The 26,982-nt window shown below is 42.5% G+C and carries 28 protein-coding genes; 20 read left to right on the forward strand and 8 right to left on the reverse strand.

From position 1 onward, the window contains the following. Window positions 1-3 precede the first annotated feature (3 nt). Window positions 4-2,028, reverse strand: coding sequence for a DNA helicase Rep (rep, locus tag CW740_RS00085; RefSeq protein ID WP_188459700.1), 2,025 nt, complete (start codon window positions 2,026-2,028; stop codon window positions 4-6). A gap of 95 nt (window positions 2,029-2,123) precedes the next feature. After that, a complete protein-coding gene (locus CW740_RS00090; protein WP_106645642.1) occupies window positions 2,124-2,987 on the reverse strand; it encodes an MBL fold metallo-hydrolase in 864 nt (287 codons plus the stop codon). Between the two features lie 125 nt (window positions 2,988-3,112). Here CW740_RS00090 and CW740_RS00095 point away from each other — a divergent pair, with 125 nt between their 5' ends. Genes CW740_RS00095 through CW740_RS00110 form a run of 4 tightly spaced genes read left to right on the forward strand, consistent with a single transcriptional unit; the run spans window position 3,113 to window position 8,067 of the window. Beyond that, on the forward strand, window positions 3,113-5,626 hold the full coding sequence (locus tag CW740_RS00095; protein WP_227523869.1) for an efflux RND transporter permease subunit: 2,514 nt from the start codon (window positions 3,113-3,115) through the stop codon (window positions 5,624-5,626). An 11-nt stretch (window positions 5,627-5,637) separates the two neighbouring features. Beyond that, window positions 5,638-6,474: an outer membrane lipoprotein-sorting protein gene (locus CW740_RS00100; RefSeq protein WP_106645644.1), complete on the forward strand. Its 837-nt coding sequence runs from the start codon at window positions 5,638-5,640 to the stop codon at window positions 6,472-6,474. Window positions 6,475-6,496: 22 nt separating this feature from the next. After that, window positions 6,497-7,828, forward strand: a complete 1,332-nt coding sequence (locus tag CW740_RS00105; RefSeq protein ID WP_106645645.1) for a hypothetical protein — start codon at window positions 6,497-6,499, stop codon at window positions 7,826-7,828. Between the two features lie 26 nt (window positions 7,829-7,854). Beyond that, a complete protein-coding gene (locus CW740_RS00110; protein WP_106647945.1) occupies window positions 7,855-8,067 on the forward strand; it encodes a YgaP family membrane protein in 213 nt (70 codons plus the stop codon). Between the two features lie 68 nt (window positions 8,068-8,135). On the opposite strand, the gene CW740_RS00115 is transcribed toward CW740_RS00110, so the two are convergent. From CW740_RS00115 to CW740_RS00135, 5 genes are all read right to left on the reverse strand, one after another. Continuing rightward, a complete protein-coding gene (locus CW740_RS00115) occupies window positions 8,136-8,519 on the reverse strand; it encodes a rhodanese-like domain-containing protein (RefSeq protein WP_106645646.1) in 384 nt (127 codons plus the stop codon). After that, on the reverse strand, window positions 8,519-8,827 hold the full coding sequence (locus CW740_RS00120; protein ID WP_373286460.1) for an ArsR/SmtB family transcription factor: 309 nt from the start codon (window positions 8,825-8,827) through the stop codon (window positions 8,519-8,521). The genes CW740_RS00115 and CW740_RS00120 overlap by 1 nt, the downstream gene beginning before the upstream one ends. An 86-nt stretch (window positions 8,828-8,913) precedes the next feature. Then, the gene (locus CW740_RS00125; RefSeq protein WP_106645648.1) at window positions 8,914-10,377 is read right to left on the reverse strand and encodes an aminotransferase class V-fold PLP-dependent enzyme; all 1,464 of its coding nucleotides are present in this window, start codon (window positions 10,375-10,377) and stop codon (window positions 8,914-8,916) included. A gap of 140 nt (window positions 10,378-10,517) precedes the next feature. Further along, window positions 10,518-11,030, reverse strand: coding sequence for a CC0125/CC1285 family lipoprotein (locus CW740_RS00130; RefSeq protein WP_106645649.1), 513 nt, complete (start codon window positions 11,028-11,030; stop codon window positions 10,518-10,520). 424 nt (window positions 11,031-11,454) lie between these two features. Continuing rightward, window positions 11,455-12,984 (reverse strand): YifB family Mg chelatase-like AAA ATPase, encoded by a 1,530-nt coding sequence (locus CW740_RS00135; protein ID WP_106645650.1) that lies wholly within the window; start codon window positions 12,982-12,984, stop codon window positions 11,455-11,457. Window positions 12,985-13,483: 499 nt separating this feature from the next. Here CW740_RS00135 and CW740_RS00140 point away from each other — a divergent pair, with 499 nt between their 5' ends. The 7 genes from CW740_RS00140 (at window position 13,484) to CW740_RS00170 (ending at window position 18,554) form a co-directional block, all read left to right on the forward strand. Then, window positions 13,484-13,870: a DUF6869 domain-containing protein gene (locus CW740_RS00140; protein ID WP_106645651.1), complete on the forward strand. Its 387-nt coding sequence runs from the start codon at window positions 13,484-13,486 to the stop codon at window positions 13,868-13,870. A gap of 353 nt (window positions 13,871-14,223) precedes the next feature. Beyond that, entirely contained in the window at window positions 14,224-14,481 is a 258-nt protein-coding gene (locus CW740_RS00145) for a hypothetical protein (RefSeq protein WP_106645652.1), read from the forward strand. Between the two features lie 203 nt (window positions 14,482-14,684). Beyond that, window positions 14,685-15,455 (forward strand): hypothetical protein, encoded by a 771-nt coding sequence (locus CW740_RS00150; protein WP_157826384.1) that lies wholly within the window; start codon window positions 14,685-14,687, stop codon window positions 15,453-15,455. Window positions 15,456-15,539: 84 nt separating this feature from the next. Next, window positions 15,540-16,049 (forward strand): hypothetical protein, encoded by a 510-nt coding sequence (locus CW740_RS00155; RefSeq protein ID WP_106645654.1) that lies wholly within the window; start codon window positions 15,540-15,542, stop codon window positions 16,047-16,049. A gap of 52 nt (window positions 16,050-16,101) precedes the next feature. Continuing rightward, entirely contained in the window at window positions 16,102-17,271 is a 1,170-nt protein-coding gene (locus tag CW740_RS00160) for a hypothetical protein (RefSeq protein WP_198555365.1), read from the forward strand. Between the two features lie 148 nt (window positions 17,272-17,419). Continuing rightward, on the forward strand, window positions 17,420-18,151 hold the full coding sequence (locus CW740_RS00165; protein ID WP_157826385.1) for a hypothetical protein: 732 nt from the start codon (window positions 17,420-17,422) through the stop codon (window positions 18,149-18,151). A gap of 73 nt (window positions 18,152-18,224) precedes the next feature. Continuing rightward, complete coding sequence (locus CW740_RS00170; RefSeq protein WP_106645656.1) at window positions 18,225-18,554, forward strand: hypothetical protein; 330 nt, start codon at window positions 18,225-18,227, stop codon at window positions 18,552-18,554. Window positions 18,555-18,676: 122 nt separating this feature from the next. On the opposite strand, the gene CW740_RS00175 is transcribed toward CW740_RS00170, so the two are convergent. Further along, window positions 18,677-18,964, reverse strand: a complete 288-nt coding sequence (locus CW740_RS00175; protein WP_106645657.1) for a hypothetical protein — start codon at window positions 18,962-18,964, stop codon at window positions 18,677-18,679. Window positions 18,965-19,211: 247 nt separating this feature from the next. Between CW740_RS00175 and CW740_RS00180 the strand changes: the two genes are divergently transcribed. From CW740_RS00180 to CW740_RS00220, 9 genes are all read left to right on the forward strand, one after another. Beyond that, window positions 19,212-20,651: an ATP-binding protein gene (locus tag CW740_RS00180; RefSeq protein ID WP_106645658.1), complete on the forward strand. Its 1,440-nt coding sequence runs from the start codon at window positions 19,212-19,214 to the stop codon at window positions 20,649-20,651. A gap of 23 nt (window positions 20,652-20,674) precedes the next feature. After that, entirely contained in the window at window positions 20,675-21,337 is a 663-nt protein-coding gene (locus tag CW740_RS00185; RefSeq protein ID WP_106645659.1) for a response regulator, read from the forward strand. 104 nt (window positions 21,338-21,441) lie between these two features. Further along, window positions 21,442-22,854, forward strand: coding sequence for a DUF1996 domain-containing protein (locus CW740_RS00190; protein WP_106645660.1), 1,413 nt, complete (start codon window positions 21,442-21,444; stop codon window positions 22,852-22,854). A gap of 399 nt (window positions 22,855-23,253) precedes the next feature. After that, on the forward strand, window positions 23,254-23,769 hold the full coding sequence (locus tag CW740_RS00195) for a DUF2314 domain-containing protein (protein WP_157826386.1): 516 nt from the start codon (window positions 23,254-23,256) through the stop codon (window positions 23,767-23,769). A 140-nt stretch (window positions 23,770-23,909) separates the two neighbouring features. Next, window positions 23,910-24,227 carry a hypothetical protein gene (locus CW740_RS00200; protein WP_106645662.1) on the forward strand — a complete coding sequence of 106 codons (318 nt, stop codon included), beginning with the start codon at window positions 23,910-23,912 and terminating at the stop codon, window positions 24,225-24,227. 104 nt (window positions 24,228-24,331) lie between these two features. Continuing rightward, entirely contained in the window at window positions 24,332-24,688 is a 357-nt protein-coding gene (locus tag CW740_RS00205) for a hypothetical protein (protein ID WP_106645663.1), read from the forward strand. Between the two features lie 80 nt (window positions 24,689-24,768). Continuing rightward, window positions 24,769-25,209: a hypothetical protein gene (locus CW740_RS00210; RefSeq protein WP_106645664.1), complete on the forward strand. Its 441-nt coding sequence runs from the start codon at window positions 24,769-24,771 to the stop codon at window positions 25,207-25,209. Between the two features lie 624 nt (window positions 25,210-25,833). Further along, entirely contained in the window at window positions 25,834-26,274 is a 441-nt protein-coding gene (locus tag CW740_RS00215) for a hypothetical protein (RefSeq protein ID WP_106645665.1), read from the forward strand. 170 nt (window positions 26,275-26,444) lie between these two features. Beyond that, entirely contained in the window at window positions 26,445-26,825 is a 381-nt protein-coding gene (locus CW740_RS00220; RefSeq protein ID WP_106645666.1) for a hypothetical protein, read from the forward strand. The last annotated feature ends 157 nt before the right edge of the window (window positions 26,826-26,982 follow it).

Consider the following 26,982-nt stretch of genomic DNA (forward strand, 5'->3'; position numbering starts at 1 on the left):
ATTTTAATCTGCAAAAAGGGATTTCAACATTGAAATGTTATCACTTGCCAATTGTTCCTGCTCTTCTTCACTTAATGGTTTGCGCTTAGCATCCCAGTCGAGATCGTCCTGAGGTAACTCCTCCAGGAAGCGACTGGGTTCACAAGCCATGACCTCACCATATTTCGAACGTTTTTTGCAGAGAGTAAATGTCAAAGTCTGCTGGGCGCGGGTGATGCCAACATAGGCGAGGCGTCTTTCTTCTTCGATATCATCGTTCTCAATACTGGACTTGTGTGGTAGAAACTCTTCTTCCATGCCCACCAGATAAACGTGATTAAACTCCAGACCTTTCGCTGCGTGCAGCGTCATTAACTGAACTTCGTTGGATTCTTCTTCTTCTTTTTCATTACGATCGAGCATGTCACGCAACATCAGGTTTGCCACAGCTGCTGCAAACGGATTGGGATCATGCTCATTATCATCGATCCCTTTTTCTACCCAGCCTAATAATTCCTGAATGTTGTTCCAACGATATTCAGCGGCTTTTGGTGTGCTGGAAGTTTCATGTAACCAGGAGTGGTAACCAATACGTGCTACCAGATCATGTATAACGCCAACGCTGTCACCGCGCTCGGCATTATCAGAAGCACGCGAAATTAGATCGGCAAAGCGACGGATGTTTTCTAAACCCTTACCTTGTAGGTGTTGCTCCAATCCGATTTCTTGAGTGGCGGCAAACAAGCTGATATGGCGCATATTGGCATAAGAACCCAACTGTTCTAAGGTCGTAGGTCCAATGCCACGACGCGGAGTATTGGCGATGCGCAAGAAAGCATTATCATCGTCAGGGTTCGTCAGCAGTCGAAGGTAAGCCATAATGTCTTTGATTTCTGCACGAGAAAAGAAGGATGTACTTCCGGAAATTTTGTAGGGGACATTATTGGCAATTAAGGTTCGCTCGAAAATTTTCGCCTGATGATTACCGCGATAAAGAATCGCGAAGTCAGAATAACGACCATTTTTAGTGCGAACCTTGCGGCTTATAATCTCAGTGACAACCTTTTCCGCTTCAGCATCTTCATTCGGACAGGTAACGACTTTAAGCGGATCTCCATAAGGTTTGTCAGACCAGAGTTTTTTTTCGAACACGTGAGGGTTGTTATCAATCAGAACGTTAGCTGCTTTTAAAATGCGCCCATAGGAGCGATAGTTTTGCTCCAACTTGATAACTTGTAAATTGGGATAATCTTTTGCCAGCTGATCAAGATTTTCAGGACGAGCACCGCGCCAGGAATAGATAGACTGATCATCGTCGCCAACCACGGTAAAGCTGCCAAACTGACCGACTAAATGCTTAATCAGCTCATACTGACTGGTGTTGGTATCCTGATATTCATCGACCAACAAATAGCGAATTTTATTTTGCCACTTTTCGCGAACTTCCGGATCGTCACGTAATAGCAATGTGGGGATCAAAATCAGGTCATCAAAATCGACAGCGTTATAGGCTTTCATGCTACGAGCATATTTTTCGTAGACTTTAGAAAAAATGAGCTGCTCCTGATCCTTGGCGTAGTTAATAGCCTGCTCCGGAAGGATCAGATCATTTTTCCAGGCAGAAATTTGCTGTTGTAACCTGAACAGTAATTGCTTGTCGCTTTCAGCTTCCTTAAAGCCCAGATCCTTGAGCAAGGCTAGAGTATCTTGATCATCAAAGATAGTGAAGTTGGACTTCATACCCAGCTTCTTATATTCGCGTCGGATGAAGTTAAGGCCAAAGTTATGGAAGGTCGAAACGGTCAGACCTTGGGTTGCATTAGAACCTGCCAGTTTGCTGACCCGTTGCTTCATTTCACGGGCAGCTTTATTGGTGAAGGTAACAGCAACAATATTGCGGGCAGGAATTTGTTTTTCTTTGATTAAGTAAACGATTTTGCGAGTGATCACACTTGTTTTACCACTACCTGCACCCGCTAACACCAGCAGGGGGCCCTGGGTGGCTAGCAAAGCTTCGCGCTGTTTTTCATTGAGTTGAGGTAAAGACAAGGCTGGAAAAAGGTTAATCAAAACTGGCGGCAAGTTTAGCAATTTGCCGCCAGCAAAGACAATGGTAATTCAAGAAATGCAGAGCCTATGAGAAATCAGTTGTGTTCTTTTTGCACAAACAAAGGCATTTTCAAATACTTACGACCATTGCTTTCGCCCTGTGGCAATTCAGCAGCACGAATGTTTAGTTGCACAGATGGGTAAATCAGGCGGGGAACATCCAAAGTCGAGTCACGTTTGGTGCGAATCTTAACAAATTCGCTTTTATCGTTCCTGGATTGCTGCAGGTGAACATTGTGTTTCATGTCGGCAACACTAATTCCGGTTTCTGGCTCACGCCCATCGGGATAGTCATGGCAAAGCCAAAGTTTATAGTCTTCCGGGAATGACAACAGCAATTGCAAGCTATCGAAAAGCTTTTCAGCATCGCCGCCTGGAAAGTCACAGCGAGCAGTACCCGTATCAGGATGAAAGAAAGTGTCGCCAATAAACAGATTGCCTTCAATTTCATAGCTCATACTGTCATTGGTATGCCCGGGAGTTTGATAGGCGGTAAATTCATAACTACCGAAGGGTAGCTTCTCACCTTTGGCCATCAGCCTATCAAACTGGCTACCATCAATCGGCATATCAATATTAAAGAAGTCACTGAAATGGGTCTGAACCTCTTTAATACCCTCGCCGATGACAATTTGCCCCCCAAGTTGCTGCTTTATGTGCTGTGCCGCAGAAATGTGATCTGCATGGGCATGAGTCTCCAGAATCCATTGTAAGGTAAGTGAATTTTGTTTAATGTAATCAATAAGTTGGTTAGCCGATTGGTAACTAACCTTGCCGGAACTTAAATCAAAGTCCATGACAGGATCGATAATAGTGGCTAAATTTTGATCAGGATCAAGAAGAACATAGCTCCAGGTGCCAGTATCATCGTGATAGAAGGATTTAATTTCGATAGACATGCTATATTGAATCAATAAATTTGCTAGTTAGGATAGTTTATTGTTTGAATATTAGCAAATACTAATCTACAATATATTAGAAATCTCTAATTAACACTCTAAAAAAGAGTTGAATGGAAGGTTATATGAAACAGTCCCTGCTTAAATTCTCAATGACGAAGCCCAAATGGGTATTCATCATTACATTGCTTATAACGGCAATTACCGGAGCCATGATTCCAAATATTGTGGTGGATACTGATCCGGAGAATATGCTGGCTGAAGATCAAGCCTCACGCGTCTACCATAATGATGTAAAAGATCGTTTTGATTTATATGACATTATTGTTGTGGGCGCGGTGAATAATAGTGAAAAGGGGATTTTTAACCCTCGATCACTGGCAGCGATTAAAAAATTAACTGATGGAATTGCAGAAATAGAAGGTGTAGTTGCACCGGATATGATGGCATTGTCGACGGTCGATAATATCAGCCAGGAAGGACCTGGCACCATTCGCTTTGAGTGGTTGATGAAAGAAGCCCCTGAAACTCAGCGCCAGGCAGACTGGATAAATCAACAGGTAGAACGCTTACCATTATTACAGGATACCCTGGCATCTGGTGATGATAAGGCCACTGCAATCTATGTGCCTATATTAGATAAGGATGAGAGCTACCGAATTTCTCAGGAGATACAGGGCTTAATCAGTCAGCTCGATTCAGAAGATGAATATCACATCACAGGTTTACCGGTAGCCGAAGATACATTCGGTTATCAGATGTTTGTGCAGATGGGAATTTCAGCTCCATTGGCAGCGTTGGTGATATTTATATTGATGTGGGTTTTCTTCCGCAACTTTAAATTTATTGCAGCGCCAATGATTATTGCCATGGCAACGGTGATTATCACGATGGGGTTGTTGATTGGCATGGGCTTTACCGTACACATCATGAGTTCGATGATTCCAATCTTCCTGATGCCGATTGCTGTGGTGGATTCGATTCACATCATGTCGGAGTTTGCAGACAGCTACAAACCCGGACGTGATAGAAAAGAAGTGATTAAAGAAGTGATCGGTCATCTATTTACGCCCATGCTGTATACCAGTATCACTTCGGCAGTAGGTTTCTTCTCGCTGTTGCTTACACCAATACCACCAGTACAGATCTTTGGTGCATATGTTGGTTTTGGAATTTTATTGGCGTTTATTTTGACCATTATATTTATTCCTGCCTACCTGATTGCGTTGAAGCCAAAGTCATTAGAGTCGCTACAGAGTGAAGCTAAGCAAGAAGGCACGCTACAAAAAATCCTTAAAAGGATTGGTAAGGGCAGTCTGGCTGCCAGTAAGTTAGTAACGGTATTTTTTGTAGCAGTAGTTGCCTTGAGTGTCTGGGGCATTACGCAGATTCAGATAAATGATAACCCGGTACGCTGGTTTAAAGCGGATCACGAAATTCGAGTGGCGGATAGGGTGTTAAACGATCACTTTGCGGGAACCTATGACGCCTATCTGGTGTTGGAAGCTGATGAATCAGAAGCGAAAGAAAACTGGATGAAGTCGGTTCAGGCAATAGAAGACAACGCACTAAAGTCTGAAGTGATGAATATCATGCAAAACGAAAATCAGCTAACAACACAGCTGAATCAGGTCATGATATTGCTTGAAGATAAACTGTTTGATGCTACTGACGAAGAGGCGGAAGTACTGGAAGATCTGATTATGAAAGCAGATCAGGCACGAATTAAAGTGGCCTATTTCCAGCAGCCAGAAATTTTACGTGAAATTGAAAAACTGCAGCAGGCTTTAGTTGAAAGTGGATACGTTGGTAAAAGTAATTCTTTGGCCGATGTAGTGAAAACAGTGACACGCGAATTGAAAACCGGTCAGCCTAAGGACTTTGTCATACCAGACAGCCAGAATGGTGTGGCACAGGCTCTGTTGCAATATCAATCATCACACAGACCGCAGGATTTGTGGCACATGGTGACCAAGGAATACAGCTCGACTGCTATCTGGTTACAGCTGACCAGTGGTGATAATCAGGATATGACCAAGGTAGTGGAATTTGTCGATCAGTATCTGGCCGACAACCCGTTACCAGAAGGTGTAAAAGCGCAATGGGCGGGAAAGAGTTATCTGAACATGGTGTGGCAGGATGAAATGGTGAAGGGCATGTTGGATAGTTTAATGAGTGCCTTTGTCGTGGTGTTGGTCATGATGATCGTATTGTTCCGCAGCATCCTGTTTGGTTTGCTGGCCATGTTGCCGTTGAGTATTACGATTCTGTTTATCTACGGCTTAATTGGTTGGGTTGGCAAAGATTATGATATGCCAATTGCAGTGTTGTCATCGTTGACCCTGGGATTGTCCATTGACTTTGCAATTCACTTTTTGGAAAGGGCCAGAGATATCTTTAAACAGACAGGTGATTTTAAACAAACCATGATCAAGATGTTTGAAGAACCTGCATCAGCAATCAGCAGAAACGCTATTGTTATTGCAATTGGTTTTACGCCACTGTTGTTTGCGCCGCTAGTGCCTTACATAACGGTTGGTTTCTTCCTGGCAACGATTATGGCTGCATCAGCAGTGGTAACACTGGTGTTATTGCCAGTGGCATTAAAAGCTACACGCAAGTGGGCATTTAAATCTTAAGGAGGCTTTAAATGAAAAGCTTACAGAAAAGTATTAAGCAGAAATTTTTAACATTGTTGGTAACAGGTTTAACCTTGCCAATGATGACAGCCAGTTTGCAGGCGGCAGAAAGTGAGCTAAGTGTTGAAGAAATTATCAGCAAGGCGAATAAGGTTTCGTATTACGCTGGCGATGATGGGCGTAGCGATGCGCGCATGATGATTGTCGATAAAGACGGTAATCGTCAGTTAAGACAATTCGTGATATTGCGTAAAGACATACAGGACGAAGGTGATCAGAACTTTCTGGTTGTGTTCAGTCGACCATCAGATGTGCGGGGCACAGTATTTTTAGTGAACAAGCATGTCGATCGTGATGATGACCGTTGGCTATATTTGCCGGGACTGGACTTGGAAAAAAGAATTTCAGCCGGTGATAAACGTACCAGCTTTGTAGGTTCCGATTTCTTCTATGAAGATGTTTCGGGTCGCAACCCAGCGCTCGATACACATGAACTATTGGAAGTCACCGATACGGCTTACATTGTAAAAAATATTCCACAGGATAAAAGTAATGTGGAGTTTGCGTATTACATTGCCAACATCAACAAAGAAACCTTTTTGCCTATGACGGTTGAGTACTTTAATGAAAAAGGTGAAGTCTATCGTCGAATGGATGTTGCGGAAGTTGAAGAGGTGCAAGGTATTCCAACAGTGATGAAATCAAAAATATCGAACCTGGAAACAGGTAGCGTGACTTACATGGAATTCCGTCGTCCGGTTTATAACATTGGCGTACCGGAAGATGTATTTACGTCGCGCTCCTTAAGAAACCCTCCACGCGAGTGGCTGGAAGCAGAGCAAGAGTAAGATTGGTTTAAAAGGAATGATGATGACTAATAAAACTCGAATCTTTAAATGGTTATTTATGGGCGGCTTACTAGCCGCTCATGGATTGCCTGCCAGTTTCGCCGCAGAAGAGGGTGACTCTCAAGATGAAAAATGGGGCGATGTCTGGGAAGAGGAGTGGGATGAAGAAGAATCTTCCAACTGGTCATGGGCAGGGTTTGTAGAAGCAGGTTACGGCCAAAGACTACAAACCGATCCCTTGTTTGAGAATAAAGAAACCTTGAATGAACTGCGTGGTCATCTGGAAACTGATTATAAAGGCGAAGACGTAGACTTCAGTTTCCGAGGAGACACCTGGTATGACGGTGTAACAGATGAAATGGAACTGGACATTCGTGAATTAGCCTGGAGCTTTTCAGCATTTGGTAACACCGATTTTAAAATTGGACGTCAAATCAGCACCTGGGGAACCGGTGACCTGGTGTTTCTTAATGACTTGTTTCCCAAAGACTGGCAGTCATTTTTTTCAGGTCGAGAAGATACCTATTTGAAAGCGCCAGCAAACTCGGTTCGAGTAACCAGTTACTTTGATGCAGTGAATGTGGATCTGGTCTGGACGCCAGTATTTGAAGAAGATCGTTATATTAATGGCGAAAGATTTTCATTATTTAATCCGATAGTTGGCGGAAGTATTGGTGGAACCGATGTTGTCAATCCGGTAGAGCCAGATGAGAATTTAGGTAATAGCGAAATTGCGCTGCGACTGTATAAGAATGTAGAAGGCACTGAGTATGCACTGTATGGCTATCGTGGATTCGACAAACAGCCGGTTGGCATCACCAATACATTGCAACCAACATTCCACAGAAAAGATATCTTTGGTGCAAGCGTTCGAGGCAGTATTGAAAGCGGCCTTTACAATGTGGAAGTTGCTTATCATGACGCAGTAGAAGATAGCGAGGGTAGCGATCCATTTGTGAAAAATTCACAGTGGCGATTTCTGGCAGGGTATGAAGCAGAAGTGGCAACCCGTTTAACCTTGGGTCTACAGTATTATCTGGAGTGGACTAAGGATTACGATGAGTTAATAGCGAACTCACCATTCCCACAGTATGAAGCTGAAGAAAAGCGACACTTGCTGACTACACGAGTCACTTATCGAACAGCTAAAGATAAATTTGTATGGTCACTGTTTGCGTTTTATTCACCAACAGATGATGACAGTTATTTAAGGCCCAGCTTGAATTACCGTTTTAGTGACGAGTGGTTATTTACGATTGGAGCCAATCTATTCAATGGCCAGGAAGAACACACTTTCTTTGGTCAGTTTGAAGATGCAAGTAACGCCTATGTGCGTGTGAGATATCAATTTTAGGAGGTAATCCTATGGCAGAGAAAAAAATGACCGCCGAAAGAGTACTGATGGCTTTCGCCGGCTTTATGGTTCTATTATCAGTAGTATTAACCTGGTACGTTCACCCTTACTGGTTATGGTTAACAGTATTTGTGGGCGCAAATTTATTTCAGTCTGCGTTTACGGGCTTTTGCCCAGCTATGATGGTGATTAAAAAATTGGGATTTAAAACAGAAAAGCAGGCAGCGCAGGGATTGTAATAGGGAAAATAAAAAAGGGCAGGCACATTGGCCTGCCCTTACCTGAACTATAAAAATATTATAAAGGATTATGGCTTAACAAGATTTCCGCCAGATTCCGTCCACTGTTTAATACCACCGGCAACAGAAAAAACATTCTTAAATCCGATCTGTTCCAAGGCATGAGCACTACACGCAGAGCGACCACCTGATGCACAATAAATATAAATTGGTTTATTAAGAATCTCTTCTTCAGACAATCCTTCTAAAACAGGATGACTAAATAATTTAAATTCTAAGACTCCGCGTGGGATTGGTAGGGCTCCTTCAATGATTCCTTCTGCATGTTCAGCAGGTTCACGAACATCAATAATTAGAGCATTGGTACAATCTGTACATTTGAAATCGTCAATGCTGATTTCTTTGATGTTTTGTTTTATCGAGCCAATGTAATTTTGTAAACAAGGTTGCATTAACAGGTCTCCTGACAATAGATTTCATGGAGTAAGTGAATGATGCGAGCGACTTCTGTCGATGCTAAAGAATAATAAATCGTTTGTGAGTGACGGCGTGTAGTGACCAGGTCGCTCTTACGTAGCAAGGCAAGATGTTGTGATAAAGCAGATTGACTTAATTGGGGTAGCATTTCATTTAATTCACCAACGGATAACTCTTTCTCGAGCAGAATACAGAGAATCATCAACCGTTGTTCGTTGGAAATATTTTTAAGCAATTTCGCAGCATCTGCGGAGTGCTTTTGCATCTCATCAGTGAATGCCATGTTACCGTTTGTGACTAGTTGATTCATAATTAAATTCTGCCTTAATCTATACCATCGCGCAATCGACTGTTACCTAAAAGAATCACCTATATGGGTGAAAAGTCACATAATGACTTTAAACGGGCCTGTTTGAACTTGGGGGTAAACTCACCACTGGCCGGATTAAAATCATAATCTTTTGACCAGCTTTCAGCATTTTCAACCACTTGCTTCAGAGCATCAACGATAAAATAGGCTTCTTCATCATGATTGGTTGGATGAAGTGAAACCCGAACCCATCCCGGCTTGTCGGTTAGATCACCCTGATCAATTTTATTGGTGATTTCATGACTTTGTAATTGATCAACACCAAGCAATAAATGGCCATAGGTACCAGCACAGGAGCAACCACCGCGAGTCTGGATGCCGAAGCGATCATTTAGCAGGCGGACAATCAGGTTATGGTGAATACCTAGAACGTAAAAGGAAACAATACAGAGACGATCTTTTTGTTCGCCTTCTAAAATTCTGACATCAGGAATCTGAGAAAATCCATCAAGTAGAATTTTTGCAAGTTGCGCTTCTCGTTGCTGAATCTTATCGACGCCCATTGCGTCTTTCAGCTTGAAAGCTAGCGCTGCTTTTATGGTTTGTAGGAAACCGGGTGTACCACCATCCTCACGAGCTTCGATGTTGTCGAAGAAGCGATGTTCACCCCAGGGGTTGGTCCATGATACAGTGCCGCCGCCAGGCTGATCGGGGACTTTGCAGTCATATAGTTTTTTATCAAAAATCAAAATTCCACTGCTACCCGGGCCGCCCAGGAGTTTATGCGGTGAAATAAATATCGCATCCAGTTTTTGCTCTGGATCCGATGGGTGCATATCAATATCTACATAAGGTGCAGAGGCGGCAAAATCAACAAAGCAAAGGCCGTTATGTTGATGCATGATTTTAGCCATTTCATGATAGGGCGTCTTAATACCCGTAACATTACTGCAGGCTGTGAAGGAGCCGATTTTTACCAGTCGATCTTTATATTTTTCGAGAAGTTCACGCATATGGCCAAGATCGGGGCGCCCCTGAGCATCCGAACGGATAATCTCCAAAGTCACTTCACACTCATGCCATGTTGTCTGGTTAGAGTGGTGTTCCATATGAGTTACCAGCACTAACGGCTTTTCTTGTTCCTTAATATCTAGACGGTCGCGCCATTTTTCAGGTACACGAAGGCCCAGCATCCGCTGGAATTTGTTGATAACCAAAGTCATTCCAGAACCTGCGGCGATCAACACATCATTCTCATCGGCATTAACATGACGTTTGATGATCTGCTGAGCATCATGATAGGCCTCAGTCATGGTGGTGCCAGTCAATGTGGTTTCGGTATGAGTATTAGCAACATAAGGACCTAAGGTGTTGATAATAAAGTCTTCTATTGGGCGATACAGACGACCGCTGGCCGTCCAGTCCGCATACAAAATAGACTCACCATTGGGTGCACTGTCATAGCGATGGTTTTCGCCAATAATTCCCTGACGGAATGGCGCAAAGTGTTCAACAAGATTCATTATAGGAGTAATAGTCTGGAAAAATATGCAAAGAAGCTAATATAGACAGGGTGTAGCAGATAAGCAAGTAACTGCTAGGCATAAAGGCACTGGCTAGACCAATCTAGCCAGGCTTTATGGGGTTATTGTGAAATAGATGGTTAAGAGTCTTTGGCTAACATCGACTCATGCACTTCTAAAGCATCGTAACTATTGTCAGATTGAGGTCTGACACCTTTGCCCATGCGAATGGCGATAATACTCTCAACCATACTCTGTGACGACTCTAGTTGAGTACCGAATGTAGTCTGATGAACTGGGTAGCTACGAGTTTTACAACCAACCAGTCCGCAGTCGCGAGTAACAACCATAGTCTGGCTGTGAGAAATACTGGGATCTGCATTTTGTCGGGTATGAGTCAGTGTTTGCTGATCGTTGATGACAAACCAGTCATAGCCTTTTTCAAGAGTCAGTTGGGCCGCACGACGCATAGCATAATCCATAGCTTGCTTGGTATCGTCGCCGCGCATTTTAAAATGAACACGATAACTGTTGCTGTCCAACTGGCTGTGGCTATAACCGAATCCGTTATCTGAGGCAGGACTGTAAACCGGGCTGGAAGCACAGGCCATTAATAAAAAGCTAGCCATTAATGTAGTAATAAAAAATTTCATACAAACCTCCTTAGTGGTTTAAAGGTGGAGCCCAATCTGAGCGTTTTGCATTTTGTTCCTACTCAGCGTTCGGAAAAGTACCGACAGCCATGGATTCCACCAGACTGTTTATGGGTTGCTGTGAACTGGCAGTTTGGTAGCTAACCAGGGTTTCATTGGCAACATCCAAAGTCATTGGCTCTATATTTACTACACAAAAAAACACGCAAATAAACAATAAGGGTTTTCCCTTATATCAAGCCAGTATATCTCTCGTTTAGTATGTTTAAGTCTCAAAATACGATTTTGGCCATAGGTCCCAGAATGTTTTTACGTGGAAAATCGTAAGAATAATTCAGTGCGTATATAAAGAAATCCGTACATGAAAATCATTAAGTGTTCGGGCAATAACTCATTATGAAGTTAAGATTAGCTCTAAAAGATCTTAGGGCAACTGCGCTAAATAGCGTTCAATCTTTCGATAATTCAAGGTCTCACTGATATGTTGGGGCTGAATCATATCCTCGCCCGACAGATCCGCAATGGTCCGCGAGACTTTTATGATTCGGTGATAGGAGCGGGCAGATAAATTCAGTTGCTCAAGGGCTTTATTCAAAAGTGTTTTTGCGGAATCTGATAAGAGACAATGCTCATCAATTTCACCAGCCTGTAATTGCCCATTGAGTTTGCCCTGACGTTGATACTGAGCTGATTGGCATTCGATGACACGTTGACGTAAGAATTCGCTCGTTTCTCGTGGATTTGAATCTTTAGGTTTGCCATTAGTTAATTCCTGCTGACTGAGAAGCGGAACCTCAACCTGCATATCAATTCGATCTAAAAGTGGCCCAGAAATTTTGCCAAGATAACGACGAATAACATCAGGTGTGCAACGACAGGAACCTTTTGGGTTACCGTAATGACCACAGGGGCAGGGGTTGGTTGCTGCCAAAAACATGAAGTTAGCAGGATACTCTGCCTGATGGGCCGCGCGAGAAATGGTGACTTTTCCGCTTTCCAATGGCTCACGAAGGTTATCCAACACCTGACGGGAAAACTCGGTCAACTCATCCAGAAATAACACCCCATTATGCGACAATGAGATTTCACCAGGCTTTGGATGACTTCCGCCACCAATCAAAGCAGGCGCAGAACATGAATGATGAGGCGCGCGATATTTGCGTACGAAAAACTGACTGGCATCAAAGCCAAAATGACTCACCGAATAAATGGATGCTGACTCTTTGGCTTCCTGTTCCGTCATGGGTGACAGAATGGTCTGCATCCTTGAAGCGAGCATACTTTTTCCTGTTCCCGGCGGACCAATAAACAACAGGTGGTGCTTGCCCGCAGCGGCAATGGTCAAAGCGCGCTTGGCCGACTCCTGCGCAATGACATCCGACATATCCATATCAAAGTCGTAATCATTTACCACAGCATCATTAATACATTCGGGTAAAGGCGTGTTGCGCATCAACGACTGACAGACATCCAGCAAGTGCTTGGCATGGACCGCCTGCACCGACGGCACCAAACCCGCCTCTGCAGAATTCGCTTCTGGCACAACCAGAGTTCGCTTATCCTCAGTGCAAGCCAGAGCCACCGGCAAAACTCCTTTAACCGGACGCAATTCACCAGTCAAAGCCAGTTCACCAATAAATTCATAATTGGGAAGATAGTCTGACGGAAGCTGACCAGACGCCGCTAAAATACCAAGCGCAATGGGTAAATCAAAACGACCACCTTCTTTAGGCAAATCCGCTGGTGCCAGATTGATAGTGATGCGGCGCGCCGGAAATTCAAAGTTAGAATTAATAATCGCGCTACGAACCCGATCCTTACTTTCCTTAACCGCCGCCTCCGGCAAACCAACAATATTCAAACTTGGTAGACCGTGCGACAAATGCACTTCAACGGTAACTAATGGCGCTTCAATTCCAACCCCGGCGCGGGAATACACAATAGCGAGAGACATCCTTTGTCCTTGTTATAAGAAATGTAACCCGCAATCGTAGAGAAATAAGAATGAAGAATGAATATCAGAAGTCTTAAAGTTATGTAGGAAAAAGATTAAGGAGTTTGTGTGGGATGCTAAAATGGTTGGAAGGTTTGTTGGAAATAATGTATGGACAAGAGGCATGTCATCCTGATGAAAATCAGGATCTGCTCTTTATGCTCTAATAGTAAATAATATGAAAAAAAGTTAAATTAAATAATCGATATAAATCAGGTTAACGTATGAACTGGAAAGGATATTTGAGAATATTAATGGCCTTCCTAACAGCTTTAGTGATAATTGGGCCTGTAGCCTACTTATTAATAGTGTATGGAGTTACATCAGCATGAATCAAAGTGGGTCTCTACAGCTATTATCGTGCTAGCAATTATTCTAGTCATTGCAATTACAGGATTGTTTACTTTAAGAGAAGTAAGACAAAGTAAGAAAGGGGGTTCAACTCAACTTAGGAAGCCCAATGAAATTAACTAAAAAAGAAATGAAGGCTTGGGTCGATGAATATATTAAAGCTCAAGATAACAATACCAGTATAAGTGAAAATGGTGTACTGCATTGGTCAGTTAATAAGTTTTTCGAACTCGAGAATGAGCATCCAGAGCTTTGCTGGAAGATTATACTAGAAATTCTGCATAGAGAACCGAGTCAAAAAGTAAAAGAAATGCTAGCTGCTGGGCCTTTGGAAGATCTAATAGACTTACATGGAGAAGAATACATTGAGGTAATTGAAGAGGAAGCCAAAATAAATCCTGAGTTCAGGAAATTATTAAGAGGCGTATGGGAAAGTAGCACACCAGAAATATGGAATAGAGTTCTAAAAGCGAGAATGAATACTAATAGCGATTAGTAAGAACTTTCTCAGTTTGATAACTGTAATGATTTAAACGGAGTTGTTGTCTGATACTGCTAATAAAGGGTGAACTAGCCATATAACGTTACTTGTTATTGATGGCTAGATAATAAGTAAGTACTTAGTTAATGAAAATATGGTTATTCGCAAACAGCGGTGAGAAATAGCTGATAAAGCTACCTGTTTTGCCTGAAATATACGGGATATACCGAATTTACCGCACCAGGGCATTCCCTTCGGTCATCCGCTAATCTCTTAAATATCCATAAAATCGACACTTGTAAAAAAAGACTAATGATAATAAAGTCTTACGAATCAATTCGTATAATAAAATGTTATGTGCAAAAAACATGAATTGGACTGAATTAGAAATATTTAAAGGGATTGATCTAAACGACTCGTTTGTTTTGGGCTGTTCCCAGAGTGAAGGTCGTTTATCCTTTGACCTTGAGGCTAGTATTTGGCCTGAATCAAAATTTTATACTGAACCAAAGAAAAATGAATACACCTGTTATAAGAAAGCATTTCTGTCATTTGTAGGGGTCGATTCAATCCAAGGTCTAAAACCTATCGAAGCTGTTGCTTCATCAACAGACCCGGATGGATAAATTGATTATGGAAATATTGATACGCTCTCAATAGTTTCAGGTGGGTTTGAAGTTGAGGGTGATTTTGGTTCGGTTACAATCAAAGGCGGAGAGCTAAATTTTGAAGTTTGCACATAACAATTCGTTCGTGCGGGACCAAATAAGTCGCTGCGCGCCTTATTATGCCCCACAACTCAATCGTTATTTTTTGAAAGGAGTTATCGTTGAATACTAAAGCGTGGAAAATGACTCGTCCCGCAAATAATGAAAATCCTAAAATTTGGCGTTACATGGATTTGGCGCAATTCGTATCTTTGCTAGCAAACGAATCTTTGTGGTTCAGCTCTGCGAAGTTCTTCGATGATCCCTTTGAAGGCTCACATTCAAAGCTTTACGCTAAAACGATGAACAATCTAAATTTAACTGAAGATGAAAAAGCTCAGAAAATAAAGATTGCACGAGAATTACCTAAGTACACTTTTATTAATTGTTGGCATATTTCTGACATAGAGTCTTACGCGATGTGGAAAATATATGGAAAATCAGGGAGTTCTGTCGCAATTCAGTCGACATACAATAAATTATATGGTGCATTAAAAAATTACAATGAAGTGACTTTAGGTCTTGTGGACTATAAAGATTATGAAACAGAGCAATTAAGTGTCTATGGACCAACAGAACTAGTACCGTTTTTCAACAAAGGTAAAACCTTCCATTATGAACAAGAACTCCGTGCAGTGATTCAGTATAACGAGAAACTCAATAAAATATTTGCCTCTGACAAAGATATGGAGCAAGAAGAATTACCAACCGGTCTGGAAAGGAAGGTTGATTTGAACGCCTTAATTGAGTCCATATATGTATCGCCAGGAGCTCCAGTTTTTTTTAAAAACTCAGTCACAGCAATTCTTGATAAATTTGGATACACAAAACTTCAAAGAGAAATAGTATATTCAAAGTTGGAAAGGGAGCCTATTTATGGTTCTGCAATCTGAATATAAAATGCGGTTGGTGTGGCGACAGCTCACTTGCGTACTCGTTCACTGCTGCACAACCGAGCGTTATGTTCAAGAGGAAGTATGGAAACTATTCTAGTTGCATTTCTTAGCTCAGTTAGTAGTGTTGGTTTAATCGCGCTTCTTACTTATCTATGTCGTAATTGGCTATTAGAAAGACTTAAAGCCTCAGTAAAACATGAATATGATTTAAAACTTGAAAGTTATAAATCCCAAATTACTAGGTGTGAGCAAGCATACGAAGAAATCATTGTCGCTCTATATGACATGATTAAATACTTCAGGGTACATAAGGAAGATTATGGGCAAGGTACAGGGTTGTCTGATGATCGAGAGCGAGAATTACTTCAAGAGTATATACGCGCTTCATCATCGCTAAGTAAAGCTACCGACATTGGCGCATTTTATATATCTCAAGATGCAGTAGATGTTCTCCAAAAATTAAGAAGCCGAGAGCAGCTGGATTACTATAACGAACCAAAATTTGAGTTCTATGAGCAAGAATATAAAGAGCACGATAAAGCAATGAAAAAGCTCGTCGAGGTAGCTAAGCATGATCTTAAAAGAACATAACAATCGGCTCAAACGGACAAATATTCGCCGGGCGTTAGGCACCTACTAGCTCATGATGAATTTTCCAGATGATATTGAAATCCTAAAGGAAAAAGTCGAAAAATTTCTCGACCCTATTTCTTCGGCAGTGGAAAAGGGGACCAAAGGTGAGAAAAACTTTCTTTTTACTGCATCGAGAACGGAAGCAGGGCGATCTTTGCCTCCATACTACCAACTATATTTTTTGTTTGTTGATTTGCTTGGATACAAAAATCTTGGTCAATTTGAAAAAGTGGCTTGGTCAGTTCCTATTGATTACAACGGAACAGCTTATCTACTTGAGCATAGAAAGCTTGGAATGGGCCTATTTGCTTCAGATAAGGAAAATCAAGAGCCAGAGTGCCAGGAGATTGTAAAGAAAATAAATAAGGCAGTAAAAATTTCCCAGCCGTATTTTGAGTGGGTGGCGAATGAATCTGCTAAGCGTTCAAATTTGAATGTACTAAATCATAGTCTTCGTCTACATGATCGCTATACCTATTTTATTGATGAGTATTATAAAAAGATTCAAGAAGCGAACACTCGGAAAGATGAAAGAATTCGAACCCAACACTCTGAGAATTCTTGGAGTGTTGAAATTCCTTATTATCGCTTAAAGAATGAATCGGAATGGTTGGCAATTTCAGCAATTGATGCCTTTTTTAGCTTCACTGAACATGTATTTATTCATGCAGCTATTTTGAGAGGGGCGGCATTAACTGGTGAAGATGTCGCAAATCTGGCTGATAATGAGTGGGCATCAAAATTTAAAGAATGCTTGGATATTCAGGATCAGGAAGTAAAGGTGCATTATGATCAATTGGTGTCTATCAAACGCCAAATAAGAAACTATGTTGCACATGGAGCATTTGGTAAAAACGGAGAGGCTTTTCAAATTCACTCTGGCGCAGGAGCAGTGCCTTTACTTATGCCTCACCAGAAAGGTAGTTCTCGGTTCTCCATGCAGAGCGGTATTGAATTTAACGAAGCAGAGGCTATTAAAACCGTGGAAGAATTTATGCAATTCTATTGGGAGTCCAAGGCTTTCCCGGAAATAATTTATATTCAGAGCAGTATGCCATCTATCCTGCCCTACGCCTCGGATTCAACTTACGCTCGGGCTATGTCATCAATTGAAAAAATGGAAGACTTTGTCGAGTATTTAACAGGCATGCATGACAATGCTGCAAATATGGATTGGTGAAAATGCCCAACAAGTCAATCAACTACGCGCCTTTGGCGCCTGACGCAGCAAAGCTGCGACGGTTATTAGGCTTGCGATCAGATAAAGGAGTTACAACATCAAATCTATAGAAGATGGGGCGTTAGCTCTACTAAAAGACACAGCAAAATTGCTTTCATATTTTCCTGATCTTGAATACATGGTAATTGGCGGATGGTGCCCTGTATTAAGAAATAAATCTGAAGTTACTCATCCTGGAACTTTGGATGTTGATATATTGTTCAAGGAATCATATCAGTCAGGAAGCTTAAAGAGTGTGATCGAATCCTTTATTGAATCAGGCTTTATGCCCTCAGCCAAGCATCCTTTCCAGCTGTTAAAGTCTCAAGAAATTAACGGTAAACATTTTGTTTATAACATAGACCTTCTTCACCCAAATATGGCTAACAATTCAGATCAAATTGGGATGTTTGTAGATCATTTGGAGTTAGACGTACCCATAAACAACTCTGAAGAAAAGCTAAAGAAAATGATGTCTATCGTCCTGCCTAATTCTGAAATATTATTTAGAGAAAATCTATTTGATGAATTTAAAGAATCTGGAGAGACCTTTAAGCTGGTGACTTTTGATGGAATGTTTATTACAAAAATGGATAGTTGCCAAAAACAGAAGCGGGAACGGGATTCCTTTGATATTTATCTAGCCTTTGTTAACAAAGGCATAGATGTAGGTAAAATCAACAATTTGGCAGAAAGCGATAGTCGTATTAAAGAGTCTTTGGCAGGTTTTAGTAGATATCTGAAGGAAGAATCTGGGGCATTCAACCAAAACGTGCAGCATTTTTGTAAATCTATTACAGGCTCACCTGCGAAGTACATATTGGGTGAGCTAAATGCCTAACAAGGCCAGCCAGTGGGACAGCCAAACCGCTGCGCGCTTTGTCAGCCCCTGCTGGCAGCGTTAAGTGACTTTAATGAAATCGATTTTAAACTCGAAATGGAAGATTATGGTAGCAGCGATACCCTTTGCATTGATCTGCTTTTATATCTTTCTTCGCTATGTTCCGTGGTTATTTGCGAGTGAACCTATCGAAATGATTGAGTTTTATGATGTATCCAATGATAAAGTCCCAGAAGGAGCTTTATCCTTTGCAATCAATCACGGTAAAGCGATGTACTATTTTGAACCAGTTCCGAGCGAAGCTCTAAGTTTAGCTTGTGCTGTAGTAGTTATATTTAGCATTGCTCTTTTAGTTCTCTTCTATCTTGGGAAAAACTTGAAGAATCTTGATAACGTCAATTAACAGGTGCATGAATTTGATTCGGTGCAAAAACGCACCTCACAACTTATATAAAAGTTAAGTAGTAAGTAGGGGCTACATAGTAAACTATGTAGCCCGTTGTAGACTAAGCATCGTGGGAAGGATTACTCCTTGGATTTGTCTGCGCAGGGTTTGCGAGGACGTTTTCCATGATCATTTGGCACTGCTGCCAATACGCCAGACACTTTCTTACAGGTCGCTTCCAAAGTTTCGCCATTCGGTGCTTCAAAGCTCACTGAGTCACCTTCAATATAACCTTCACAAGCCGCTACCGCTTCTTCCGGTGGGCCATGGCGTTTGCCGGATTCTGACGGATGGGCCATGGCGCTCGTCATTGAGAGCGTGATTAACAGTGCGAATCCGCTTAATAGCATTGTGATTTTAGTCTTCATATCATTACCTCTTAATTAATGGTTAGGGGTGATAATGATTGGCATATCTTTGCCAACCATTAGCTGTAAGACTACAGGCAAGATTTGCAGGAATTGTTCAGCGAATGTGGAAAAAAATGACAAGTTGCCAGTCGCGATTTGGTGCGAAGGTGTGCCAGGTGTATATTGCTTACAGACGTTTGAGAAAAGCTAAACAAAGCCTTTAGGTTTTCCTGCGCGCGATTGTGGACCAGAACCGGCGGTATAAATGCAGATCCGATATAAGCAGTTTTTAGTCATACTGGTAGCCAACCTGTTGTTGGCGGCAGCCTTGTTTACCGCAGTAAGCTGGAACTTTAACCGCAGTTTTCAGGAGTATGTGCGTAACGATCAAGCCAAAGAGTTGCAGCCATTAGTGGAAGGTTTAGCTGAAGCCTATCAGCAAAATGGCCAAAGTTGGCAATGGCTAGATAATAATCGCAGGCAATGGCAGCGGCTTCTACAGCAAAATTTAATCCTGAGAGAAAACTTTGAAAATGGTGCTGAGGAACAATTCTCACCGGCAAAGCCACCGCGACGAATGCCGGGCCCGCCTCATCCTATGACGCAGCGACTGCTACTCAGCGACGCACATGGAAATCTTATTATTACCTTACCTGCAAATAATCCAGGCCAAAGAAAACCCAGTATTCAGTGGTTGCCTATTAAAGTGGAGGGTGAGTTGGTAGGGCAGCTGGGCGTCGCGCATTCAACGGAGCTGGAGCGGGAGATGGATCGGCTGTTTGTTACCCATCAGTTGCAACAATCGGCCTGGATCGTGTTAGGCATTTTGTTGATTTCGGTTGGCCTGGCCTTTCCATTTGCAAAGCGCCTGGTTCGGCCGGTGACGCGTTTGCAAGAGTCCATGCAACAACTGGCCGGAGGCAATATAGAAAAACTGGAGCCGTTGCCCGTAACTTCTGATGATGAGCTGGGGCGGCTTGCTCATGCGTTTAATCTGCTGACCGATACGCTCAAAGACAACCTGAAGGCACGCCAGCAATGGATAGCGGATATTTCTCATGAATTGCGGACACCGGTAGCTATTCTGCAGGGCGAGTTGGAAGCTTTAATGGATGGAGTCAGGCCTTTGCAGCCGTCAGCGCTGGAGTCGTTGCATACTGAGGTGGAGCGGCTGACCCGTCTAATCAATGATCTTTATGAGCTGTCACTGTCGGATCAGGGCTCTTTGTCATACCACCGCCAGGAATGCTCGCTGGGGACAGTGTTAAGCGACTTTTTAGAACAAAGCCAAACCCGATTGTCTGAGAAAGACATCAAACTGGATTTCCAGCTCCCGAAACGACCATTGATATTGTTTGCCGATGAATCACGACTGATTCAGTTATTCCGCAACCTACTGAACAATTCCGTGCGCTACACCAATGCGGGGGGACAGCTAAGGGTGAGTCTTATTGAAGAGCGACAAAAAGGCATGGTCACCCTGCTATGGGAAGACAGCCTGCCCAGTGTGGCAGATGAGGATTTAGGAAAACTGTTTGAGCGACTCTATCGGACGGACAGTGCCAGGAATCGTGCAAGCGGTGGTGCCGGGTTGGGGCTTGCCATATGTCGCGCCATTGCCGAAGGGCATCAGGGTTGGATTGAAGCGAGGCATAGCGAATTGGGTGGCCTCGCTATTGCCGTGCATTTTCCGCTATACCGATAAGCATATTTTAAGAGAGCAGAGAGATGAATACGCCTATTTTGATTGTCGAGGATGAGATTAAAATTGCTGAGCTGATGCGCGACTATCTCATCCGCGAAGGTTATGAGGTAGAAATGTTGCATCGCGGCGATGAAGTCATGCCGTGGCTTAGCAAACATCAGGCTCGATTGATTTTGCTGGACTTGATGCTACCGGGAATGGATGGATTGAGCCTGTGTCGAGACATCAGAAAAAACTCTAATCTGCCGATTATTATGGTGACGGCTCGGGTGGAAGAAATCGATCGCCTGCTTGGCCTTTCATCAGGTGCCGATGATTATATCTGTAAACCGTTCAGCCCGCGGGAAGTGTGCGCACGTGTGGCAGCGGTGCTGCGTCGAGTGGAAGGAATGGCAACGGCACAGGACACCCTGGAAATTGATGAAGACAAATATCAGGTTCGTGCCGGAGGACAGGTGCTGGAACTGACAGCGTTGGAGTTTCGTCTGATCAGCACATTGGCGAAACAGCCCGGCCGGGTCTTTTCGCGTGATCAATTGATGGATGCCATCTATACCGATCAACGATTGGTTTCCGAGCGAACCATAGACAGCCATGTCAAAAAGTTACGCAAAAAACTGGAGCAGTTACCATTAGCAGATAATCCCATCCGCTCGATTTATGGCGTGGGTTATAAATTTGACTGAACACTGGTGATAGCAGTTTCACAATCCTTGCACATTGTTTGAAAAATGGATCGTTAAGCTTAGAAGGGTAAACACAATTTATCGAACAACCCTTGGAGCAGTGTATGAAATCCATCAAACAATACCTTCCGCTATTGCTGTTGGGCGGAACCTTAACCGCCTGCGATAGCAACTCGAATACTGAGACGACCAGCGTTGATGAAACCAGTTCTAGCCTGGACGTAACTTTAGCATTAACTCCCGACGAAACCACTTCCTTGCGCTATGCGCAGTTTGAGTTCAGTGCACCTGATGCTGCGGGTTATGAGTGCGCCATAAACGAAGAGAGTTACAGTGAGTGTGAATCGCCATTGTTCAAAGAAGACATTGCACTTGGCAGCAACTGGTTAAGCGTACGGGCTTATGATGAGTCGGGAGAATTTGGTGAAGTGACATCCTATAACTGGTATGTAAACAATGTCATTTTTGAAGGCCATGAAGATTTAGTTGCCACCAATGTTTCGCCTAGCCCGGTAGAACCCAATAGCTGGCGAGGGATTTTTCGTATTAACTGTGACTTCGCCCATAGCAGTTACAATGACCCGATTGTCTTTCCCGGACAAAAAGATGCCGCCCACCTGCACCGTTTCTACGGCAACACTGTTGTGGATGAAAACACTACCATGGCTTCGCTGTATACCGAGGGCGAATCAAGCTGTCAGGGTAATTTGCTCAACCTGTCGTCGTATTGGGTTCCGGCGCTATTGGCACCCGTCTATGATCAGATAACCGGGGAGCGTGAACTGGATGACAATGGTGATCCCGCCTGGCAGGTGGTGCCAGCAGTGGTCGGTAATGATGATGAAGCGCATGAAGTCTTCTACTATTCCGCAGGCGTTGATGATTTGGATTCGATCCAGCCGCTACCGCCAGGGTTGCGTATGATTGCTGGTGTTGCCAGTACCCGACCTGGTGAAGAACAGGACACTAGCATAGCCCGCTGGCACTGCCAGACCTGGGAATCAAACGACGCCAGCAACCCACAGTTCAGCGCGACAATTCCAGAGTGCCAGGAACCTGACCGCCTGCGAATGGATTTGTTTTTCCCCAGCTGTTGGGATGGAGAAAATTTGGACTCAGAAGACCACCGCAGTCACATGGCTTATCCGGTAAACGACGGCGGCCCAGAAGGAACTCACTGTCCCGATTCTCACCCAGTACCGGTAGTTCGCGTTAGTTACCATTACGCATTTGGAGTCATGCCAGAGTTCACGCATCCAGTCGAGAAAAGCAGCAAGGGTTGGCGCCTGGCCGCGGATATGTACGAAGTGACAAATGAACAGGCTGGTGGACTATCCCTGCACGGTGACTGGTTCAACGCATGGCACCCCACTATCATGGAAGCAATTCTGAGTAACTGCATCAAAGAGGGACTCGATTGTCATGATGGCAATCTAGCCAATGGATATCGATTGTCAGGAACCCGCGAAGGAACTCAGGAAGAACCGCCTATAGTCAATAGAGGCTTGGGGTATTAACAATATATTTATTCAATTAAGAAAACCGACAATTCGATTGTCGGTTTTTTGTATCGAAGTACTAAATACATCTCTAGCAAAAGATAAACAAAGTAACCATTGCAAATATAGTAGAGCCAATTACTATAAGGCCTCTAGTTTATTGACCATGCTGTCTGTAAACTCTATACAAAAATAAGATGCCAGAACAGGAATGTCCGGTTTTCAGTGGTATTAGCCAGAAAAACGAACATCGTAAATAAATCATTTAAATAAAAAATTTATCGGCAATGGCCGGTAATATAATGTTAGGTAGCGAGTGAACATATGATACGGATAATCACGATAGTATTAATTTCTTTTGCATCATTAGTTCCATATTTGGTTATTTTTAATAGATGGCTGGATGTGGGGAATGATTTGGCTGGTTGGATCTCAATAGCCTTAGGATGGATAGTTACCCCAATACTTCTTCTACACTTCTGGAAGGCGAAACCAAGCCCTGAAGTAATACCTGTCGATATTAATGACCCAATAATTCAGAAGCTTATAGATCGATCACGTTCTGAATTAAATCGTTTTTTAGCGGGGTTAGAGGAAGGGAAGAAAGAGGCTTATGTGAAGTTTCCTTACAAGTTTGGTGATGAAATTGAGCATGTTTGGGGACTAGCGCACTCGATAAAAGATGGGTGTGTCATCGTTTCACTTGAGTCAAATCCGGTAGGGGAAGTGACCGAGGAGGTTTACGAAAGACTAAGTATCGATTTAGATTCTCTTGAAGATTGGATGCTCGTAGATCGGTCAGGGAAAACATATGGAGGCTATAGTATTTTAGGGCTTGCTAAAGTTTATACTCGTGATTACGGAAGGCTTCCCAAAGCCTACACTCGTGATTTGGATAGATTTGTAGATTTCTCTTGGCCTGAAAAGAATTAATGAAGTCAGGGTGAATTAGATAATTTGTTACTCTAACCCCATTAAATTCTGGTAATAGCTGGAAAACGGACATAGAAATGAATCATTTTAAATCAGAAAGTTATCGGCGATATACGGTAATATAATGTTAGGTGCAGTAAATGCGGATCTATGAGGACAGAAATCGCAACGGGCAGCTCAGATCCTTTGAGGTGTCAAACACCACCCTCGGTAGGCGAGGTGTTGTCCGTATTTTGCGGCGAATCCCCGAAGTAACAATTTTGCGTGAGCCCAAGCAATTGTTCTCATGGTTCAGAGAAGATGAGTTCTGCACTTTTGAGATTGGTGGAACGAAGTTTCTAGTTGAAGAGCCTTATGGCGACAATAGTAGATACTGGATCGGTGGCCCAAGGCAAAATGACAAGCTCGAGATAGTTGCCCAGGCATTCAGAGCGCAGCGATGGCCTCTTGGCTTCTAAAGCACCTAACAAGTGGTTGTAGGTTGTTTCGGCCTGCGGCCTCCACCGGATGGCCCTGACAGGCCGCCGCTAAACCCAGGTATTAAATTACTTATGGAGAAAACATGAAATACTTCTTAACCTTTATATTTTGCTTTTTCGCTTTGCAAGTGTCTGCAACTCAACTAGATGATCGCATCCCTGGTAAAACAGCGGTTAATAACTCGGAATTATTTAAAAAGATAGTAATATCGAAACTTCATTCTTGGTACAAAAATGAAGGCGTTTCATGCGAAACATTAGGTGTAGCAATTACTAAAATTATCAATGGCGAAGTGGTGTTTAACGAAGCGGGAGAGTTGAGCAGCGGCCAATCAAAAGAACTATGGGCGGTAAAAGGTTGCGGTCGAATTGATACATTCGAAGTGTCTTTTGATGCGTCATTGGTTGGCAATGATCAAGTGAAATTAAATCATAAATAAATTTAACAAGGCGTAGTAGTTAGACTTTTGACCGTAAAGATCGGTTAATAGCCAAAGCACAGAAATGTTAGGTGAAAAATATGTTCAGTATGATTAAAAAGCTTTTTGCCAAAGATGAAACACCCAAAATTGAACTTCAGCACGAGTTATTTGGGCATATGGTTTTCGTGCAGGATGGCCAGTACTGGGAAGCAAGTCAAGGAAGCATTTTTCATTGTATCCCTGGAAATGAAGATGGACCAAACAATAATTCGGTCGAGTTCATAAGTAATAAAATGGCGTGCATAGATAAGTACTGGGAAATATGTTCTCCTACTTTGCTTTCAGTCGCACATGACTTTGACTCAATAGATAAAAATCTAACAGCAAAGGAACTGTTTAAAGTCACTGCAATATCGGTAAACTCAGATGACAACAAAGACTGGGAGGTGTGCTTTGAAACAGAACAACCAAATAAATGGATTTACATCGGGTTACATTTTGAGAATGAAGAACTAGTTGCCAATGATATTAACACCTAACAAGGTGGTGCAGAGCAACCAGCTACAACTGCGTAAAACCATTAAATCAAGAAATGAATTATACAGAACTTAAATATCCTGCTGTTTGCTACAGTGAAAATAACAAAGGTGAACTATATGCTTTTGGTGTATGGTCTTATGAAGAATTAATTGTTTGCCCTTTCCACTCATATTTATCTGGGTTATGTAATTCAATAACATTGGTCGACTCGGACAATAAGACGTATGAATTGAATAGACGAAGAATTACAGGAATATCATGGGTAACAATGAATCAATATGGTTTTGTAACTAGTGTTTTAGCTTCTATTTTTTCTGGATTCAATTTTCCAGTCAAAGTCCATTATTGCTTTAATCCTATTAACCAAATTACGATAAATTAAATCAAAGAAGAGTTGTCAAAAGCAGTGAAATCTAAACCTAAGTATTACACTCGTCATAGAGCCCTTGGCACAATCTTAAAACGAATAAATGGGTCTAATAAAATTACTGATTTAGCTGTAGCAATATCAAATATAGATAATAATGAGCAAGCCAATATATAAACAAGGACTTAATAAGTGTCGGTTGTTGACGCTTCACGGTTGGGCGGCTTTACGAAATGGCGGCAGGCGTTAGGCATCTATGACATCGAAAACTAAGCCACTTAACGATGAAATGAAAAAAGTATTTTACCCATGGGTAAGGGCGAAAGGTTTCGTTAAGCAAAAATCCACCGATCCACACTTTGTTGAGTTTCGTAGAGAGACTTCAAGCGGTATTGATGTATTTGAGGTTCAATGGGATAAATACTGGCGACCCTATTTTGTTATTAATTTCAAGAAAGAACGTGTTTCAGACCCTAAATGGCAATACCCAGGAAGGCTCCAGAGAATAAGTGGAGGCTCTCTTAATTGCTGGTTCAGCTTATCGAAGCCCTTTATATATAAGCTTTTGACGTTCCATTGGAGTTATGAGCCCACTGAAGTGGTGGAAGAGCTCATGTATGCCTTTGAAGAGTTAGAAAATTGGTGGAAAAATGGAGAAGTTGGAGGCCACATGTATTTTAATGAGGTGCATGGCTGACAAGTTACTGTATTGGTACTAATTTCCGGAGTTTCTGCCTGGATTCGCAATTGTTTGCTTAACATAATCAACTACAATCGATCTAATGAGTAAGACGTTAGGAAATTTGAAGGGAGTATGAATTGCGGACTCACGTAAGGTTTAAAACAAAAAAATTTGAGCATCTGCGAATGGCTGATGCAGCGGAGAAGGCTGCGGCTCTGGCTGAGTGGCTTGTCGAGAGGTTAGATAATAGTCTAAGACTGGACTATATTGAAGAGTTCTATTTTTCGCGTCTGTTAATCGGACAGCCTTTTGATAAGAGATTGGCCGGGGCATGCGGAAATGTTGAGGATGACACTTGGTTGGTCTTCATGGTGCAACAGCCATCTCTTCTCGATCGCATCTTTAGAAGGTCCATGCCTGTCGAACTTCATGAACAATTTATTACTGCGTTACACCAAGAATTCTCTAAGAATCCGGAAATCCTAGATGTGGAGTGGTATGAAGAGGATTCAAAGCTTAGGGAGTTCAACCATGCAGCAAGACCATTCGGCACGGTATCAGACTAACAAATCAAGTAATCGCGCGACCATAAAATGACCGCCGGAGATTTCGGCGTTAGCAATAAAAGGGAACTATCATGTTGGATAGATTTGAACAGTGGACAAGGCGTGTTTATAAACCAAGAGAGGCAAAGTGGAAGCGGCCTGTGCTTTTTATTCTGAG

The organism is Kangiella profundi (genome assembly GCF_002838765.1).
In the GTDB taxonomy this organism is placed as follows: Bacteria; Pseudomonadota; Gammaproteobacteria; order Enterobacterales; family Kangiellaceae; genus Kangiella; species Kangiella profundi.

What these genes read in the sequence shown, in the direction of transcription:
- CW740_RS00110 (WP_106647945.1), top strand. Translation starts at nt 7,855, where the DNA reads ATGACCGCCGAAAGAGTACTGATGGCTTTCGCCGGCTTTATGGTTCTA.
- CW740_RS00115 (WP_106645646.1), bottom strand. Translation starts at nt 8,519, where the DNA reads ATGCAACCTTGTTTACAAAATTACATTGGCTCGATAAAACAAAACATC.
- CW740_RS00170 (WP_106645656.1), top strand. Translation starts at nt 18,225, where the DNA reads ATGAAATCGATTTTAAACTCGAAATGGAAGATTATGGTAGCAGCGATA.
- CW740_RS00130 (WP_106645649.1), bottom strand. Translation starts at nt 11,030, where the DNA reads ATGAAATTTTTTATTACTACATTAATGGCTAGCTTTTTATTAATGGCC.
- CW740_RS00120 (WP_373286460.1), bottom strand. Translation starts at nt 8,827, where the DNA reads ATGGCATTCACTGATGAGATGCAAAAGCACTCCGCAGATGCTGCGAAA.
- CW740_RS00140 (WP_106645651.1), top strand. Translation starts at nt 13,484, where the DNA reads ATGAAATTAACTAAAAAAGAAATGAAGGCTTGGGTCGATGAATATATT.
- CW740_RS00220 (WP_106645666.1), top strand. Translation starts at nt 26,445, where the DNA reads ATGGCTGATGCAGCGGAGAAGGCTGCGGCTCTGGCTGAGTGGCTTGTC.
- CW740_RS00100 (WP_106645644.1), top strand. Translation starts at nt 5,638, where the DNA reads ATGAAAAGCTTACAGAAAAGTATTAAGCAGAAATTTTTAACATTGTTG.
- CW740_RS00105 (WP_106645645.1), top strand. Translation starts at nt 6,497, where the DNA reads ATGACTAATAAAACTCGAATCTTTAAATGGTTATTTATGGGCGGCTTA.
- CW740_RS00180 (WP_106645658.1), top strand. Translation starts at nt 19,212, where the DNA reads ATGCAGATCCGATATAAGCAGTTTTTAGTCATACTGGTAGCCAACCTG.
- CW740_RS00155 (WP_106645654.1), top strand. Translation starts at nt 15,540, where the DNA reads ATGGAAACTATTCTAGTTGCATTTCTTAGCTCAGTTAGTAGTGTTGGT.
- CW740_RS00175 (WP_106645657.1), bottom strand. Translation starts at nt 18,964, where the DNA reads ATGAAGACTAAAATCACAATGCTATTAAGCGGATTCGCACTGTTAATC.
- CW740_RS00135 (WP_106645650.1), bottom strand. Translation starts at nt 12,984, where the DNA reads ATGTCTCTCGCTATTGTGTATTCCCGCGCCGGGGTTGGAATTGAAGCG.
- CW740_RS00095 (WP_227523869.1), top strand. Translation starts at nt 3,113, where the DNA reads ATGAAACAGTCCCTGCTTAAATTCTCAATGACGAAGCCCAAATGGGTA.
- CW740_RS00145 (WP_106645652.1), top strand. Translation starts at nt 14,224, where the DNA reads ATGAATTGGACTGAATTAGAAATATTTAAAGGGATTGATCTAAACGAC.
- CW740_RS00215 (WP_106645665.1), top strand. Translation starts at nt 25,834, where the DNA reads ATGACATCGAAAACTAAGCCACTTAACGATGAAATGAAAAAAGTATTT.
- CW740_RS00190 (WP_106645660.1), top strand. Translation starts at nt 21,442, where the DNA reads ATGAAATCCATCAAACAATACCTTCCGCTATTGCTGTTGGGCGGAACC.
- CW740_RS00205 (WP_106645663.1), top strand. Translation starts at nt 24,332, where the DNA reads ATGAAATACTTCTTAACCTTTATATTTTGCTTTTTCGCTTTGCAAGTG.
- CW740_RS00210 (WP_106645664.1), top strand. Translation starts at nt 24,769, where the DNA reads ATGTTCAGTATGATTAAAAAGCTTTTTGCCAAAGATGAAACACCCAAA.
- CW740_RS00160 (WP_198555365.1), top strand. Translation starts at nt 16,102, where the DNA reads ATGATGAATTTTCCAGATGATATTGAAATCCTAAAGGAAAAAGTCGAA.
- CW740_RS00185 (WP_106645659.1), top strand. Translation starts at nt 20,675, where the DNA reads ATGAATACGCCTATTTTGATTGTCGAGGATGAGATTAAAATTGCTGAG.
- CW740_RS00090 (WP_106645642.1), bottom strand. Translation starts at nt 2,987, where the DNA reads ATGTCTATCGAAATTAAATCCTTCTATCACGATGATACTGGCACCTGG.
- CW740_RS00125 (WP_106645648.1), bottom strand. Translation starts at nt 10,377, where the DNA reads ATGAATCTTGTTGAACACTTTGCGCCATTCCGTCAGGGAATTATTGGC.
- CW740_RS00200 (WP_106645662.1), top strand. Translation starts at nt 23,910, where the DNA reads ATGCGGATCTATGAGGACAGAAATCGCAACGGGCAGCTCAGATCCTTT.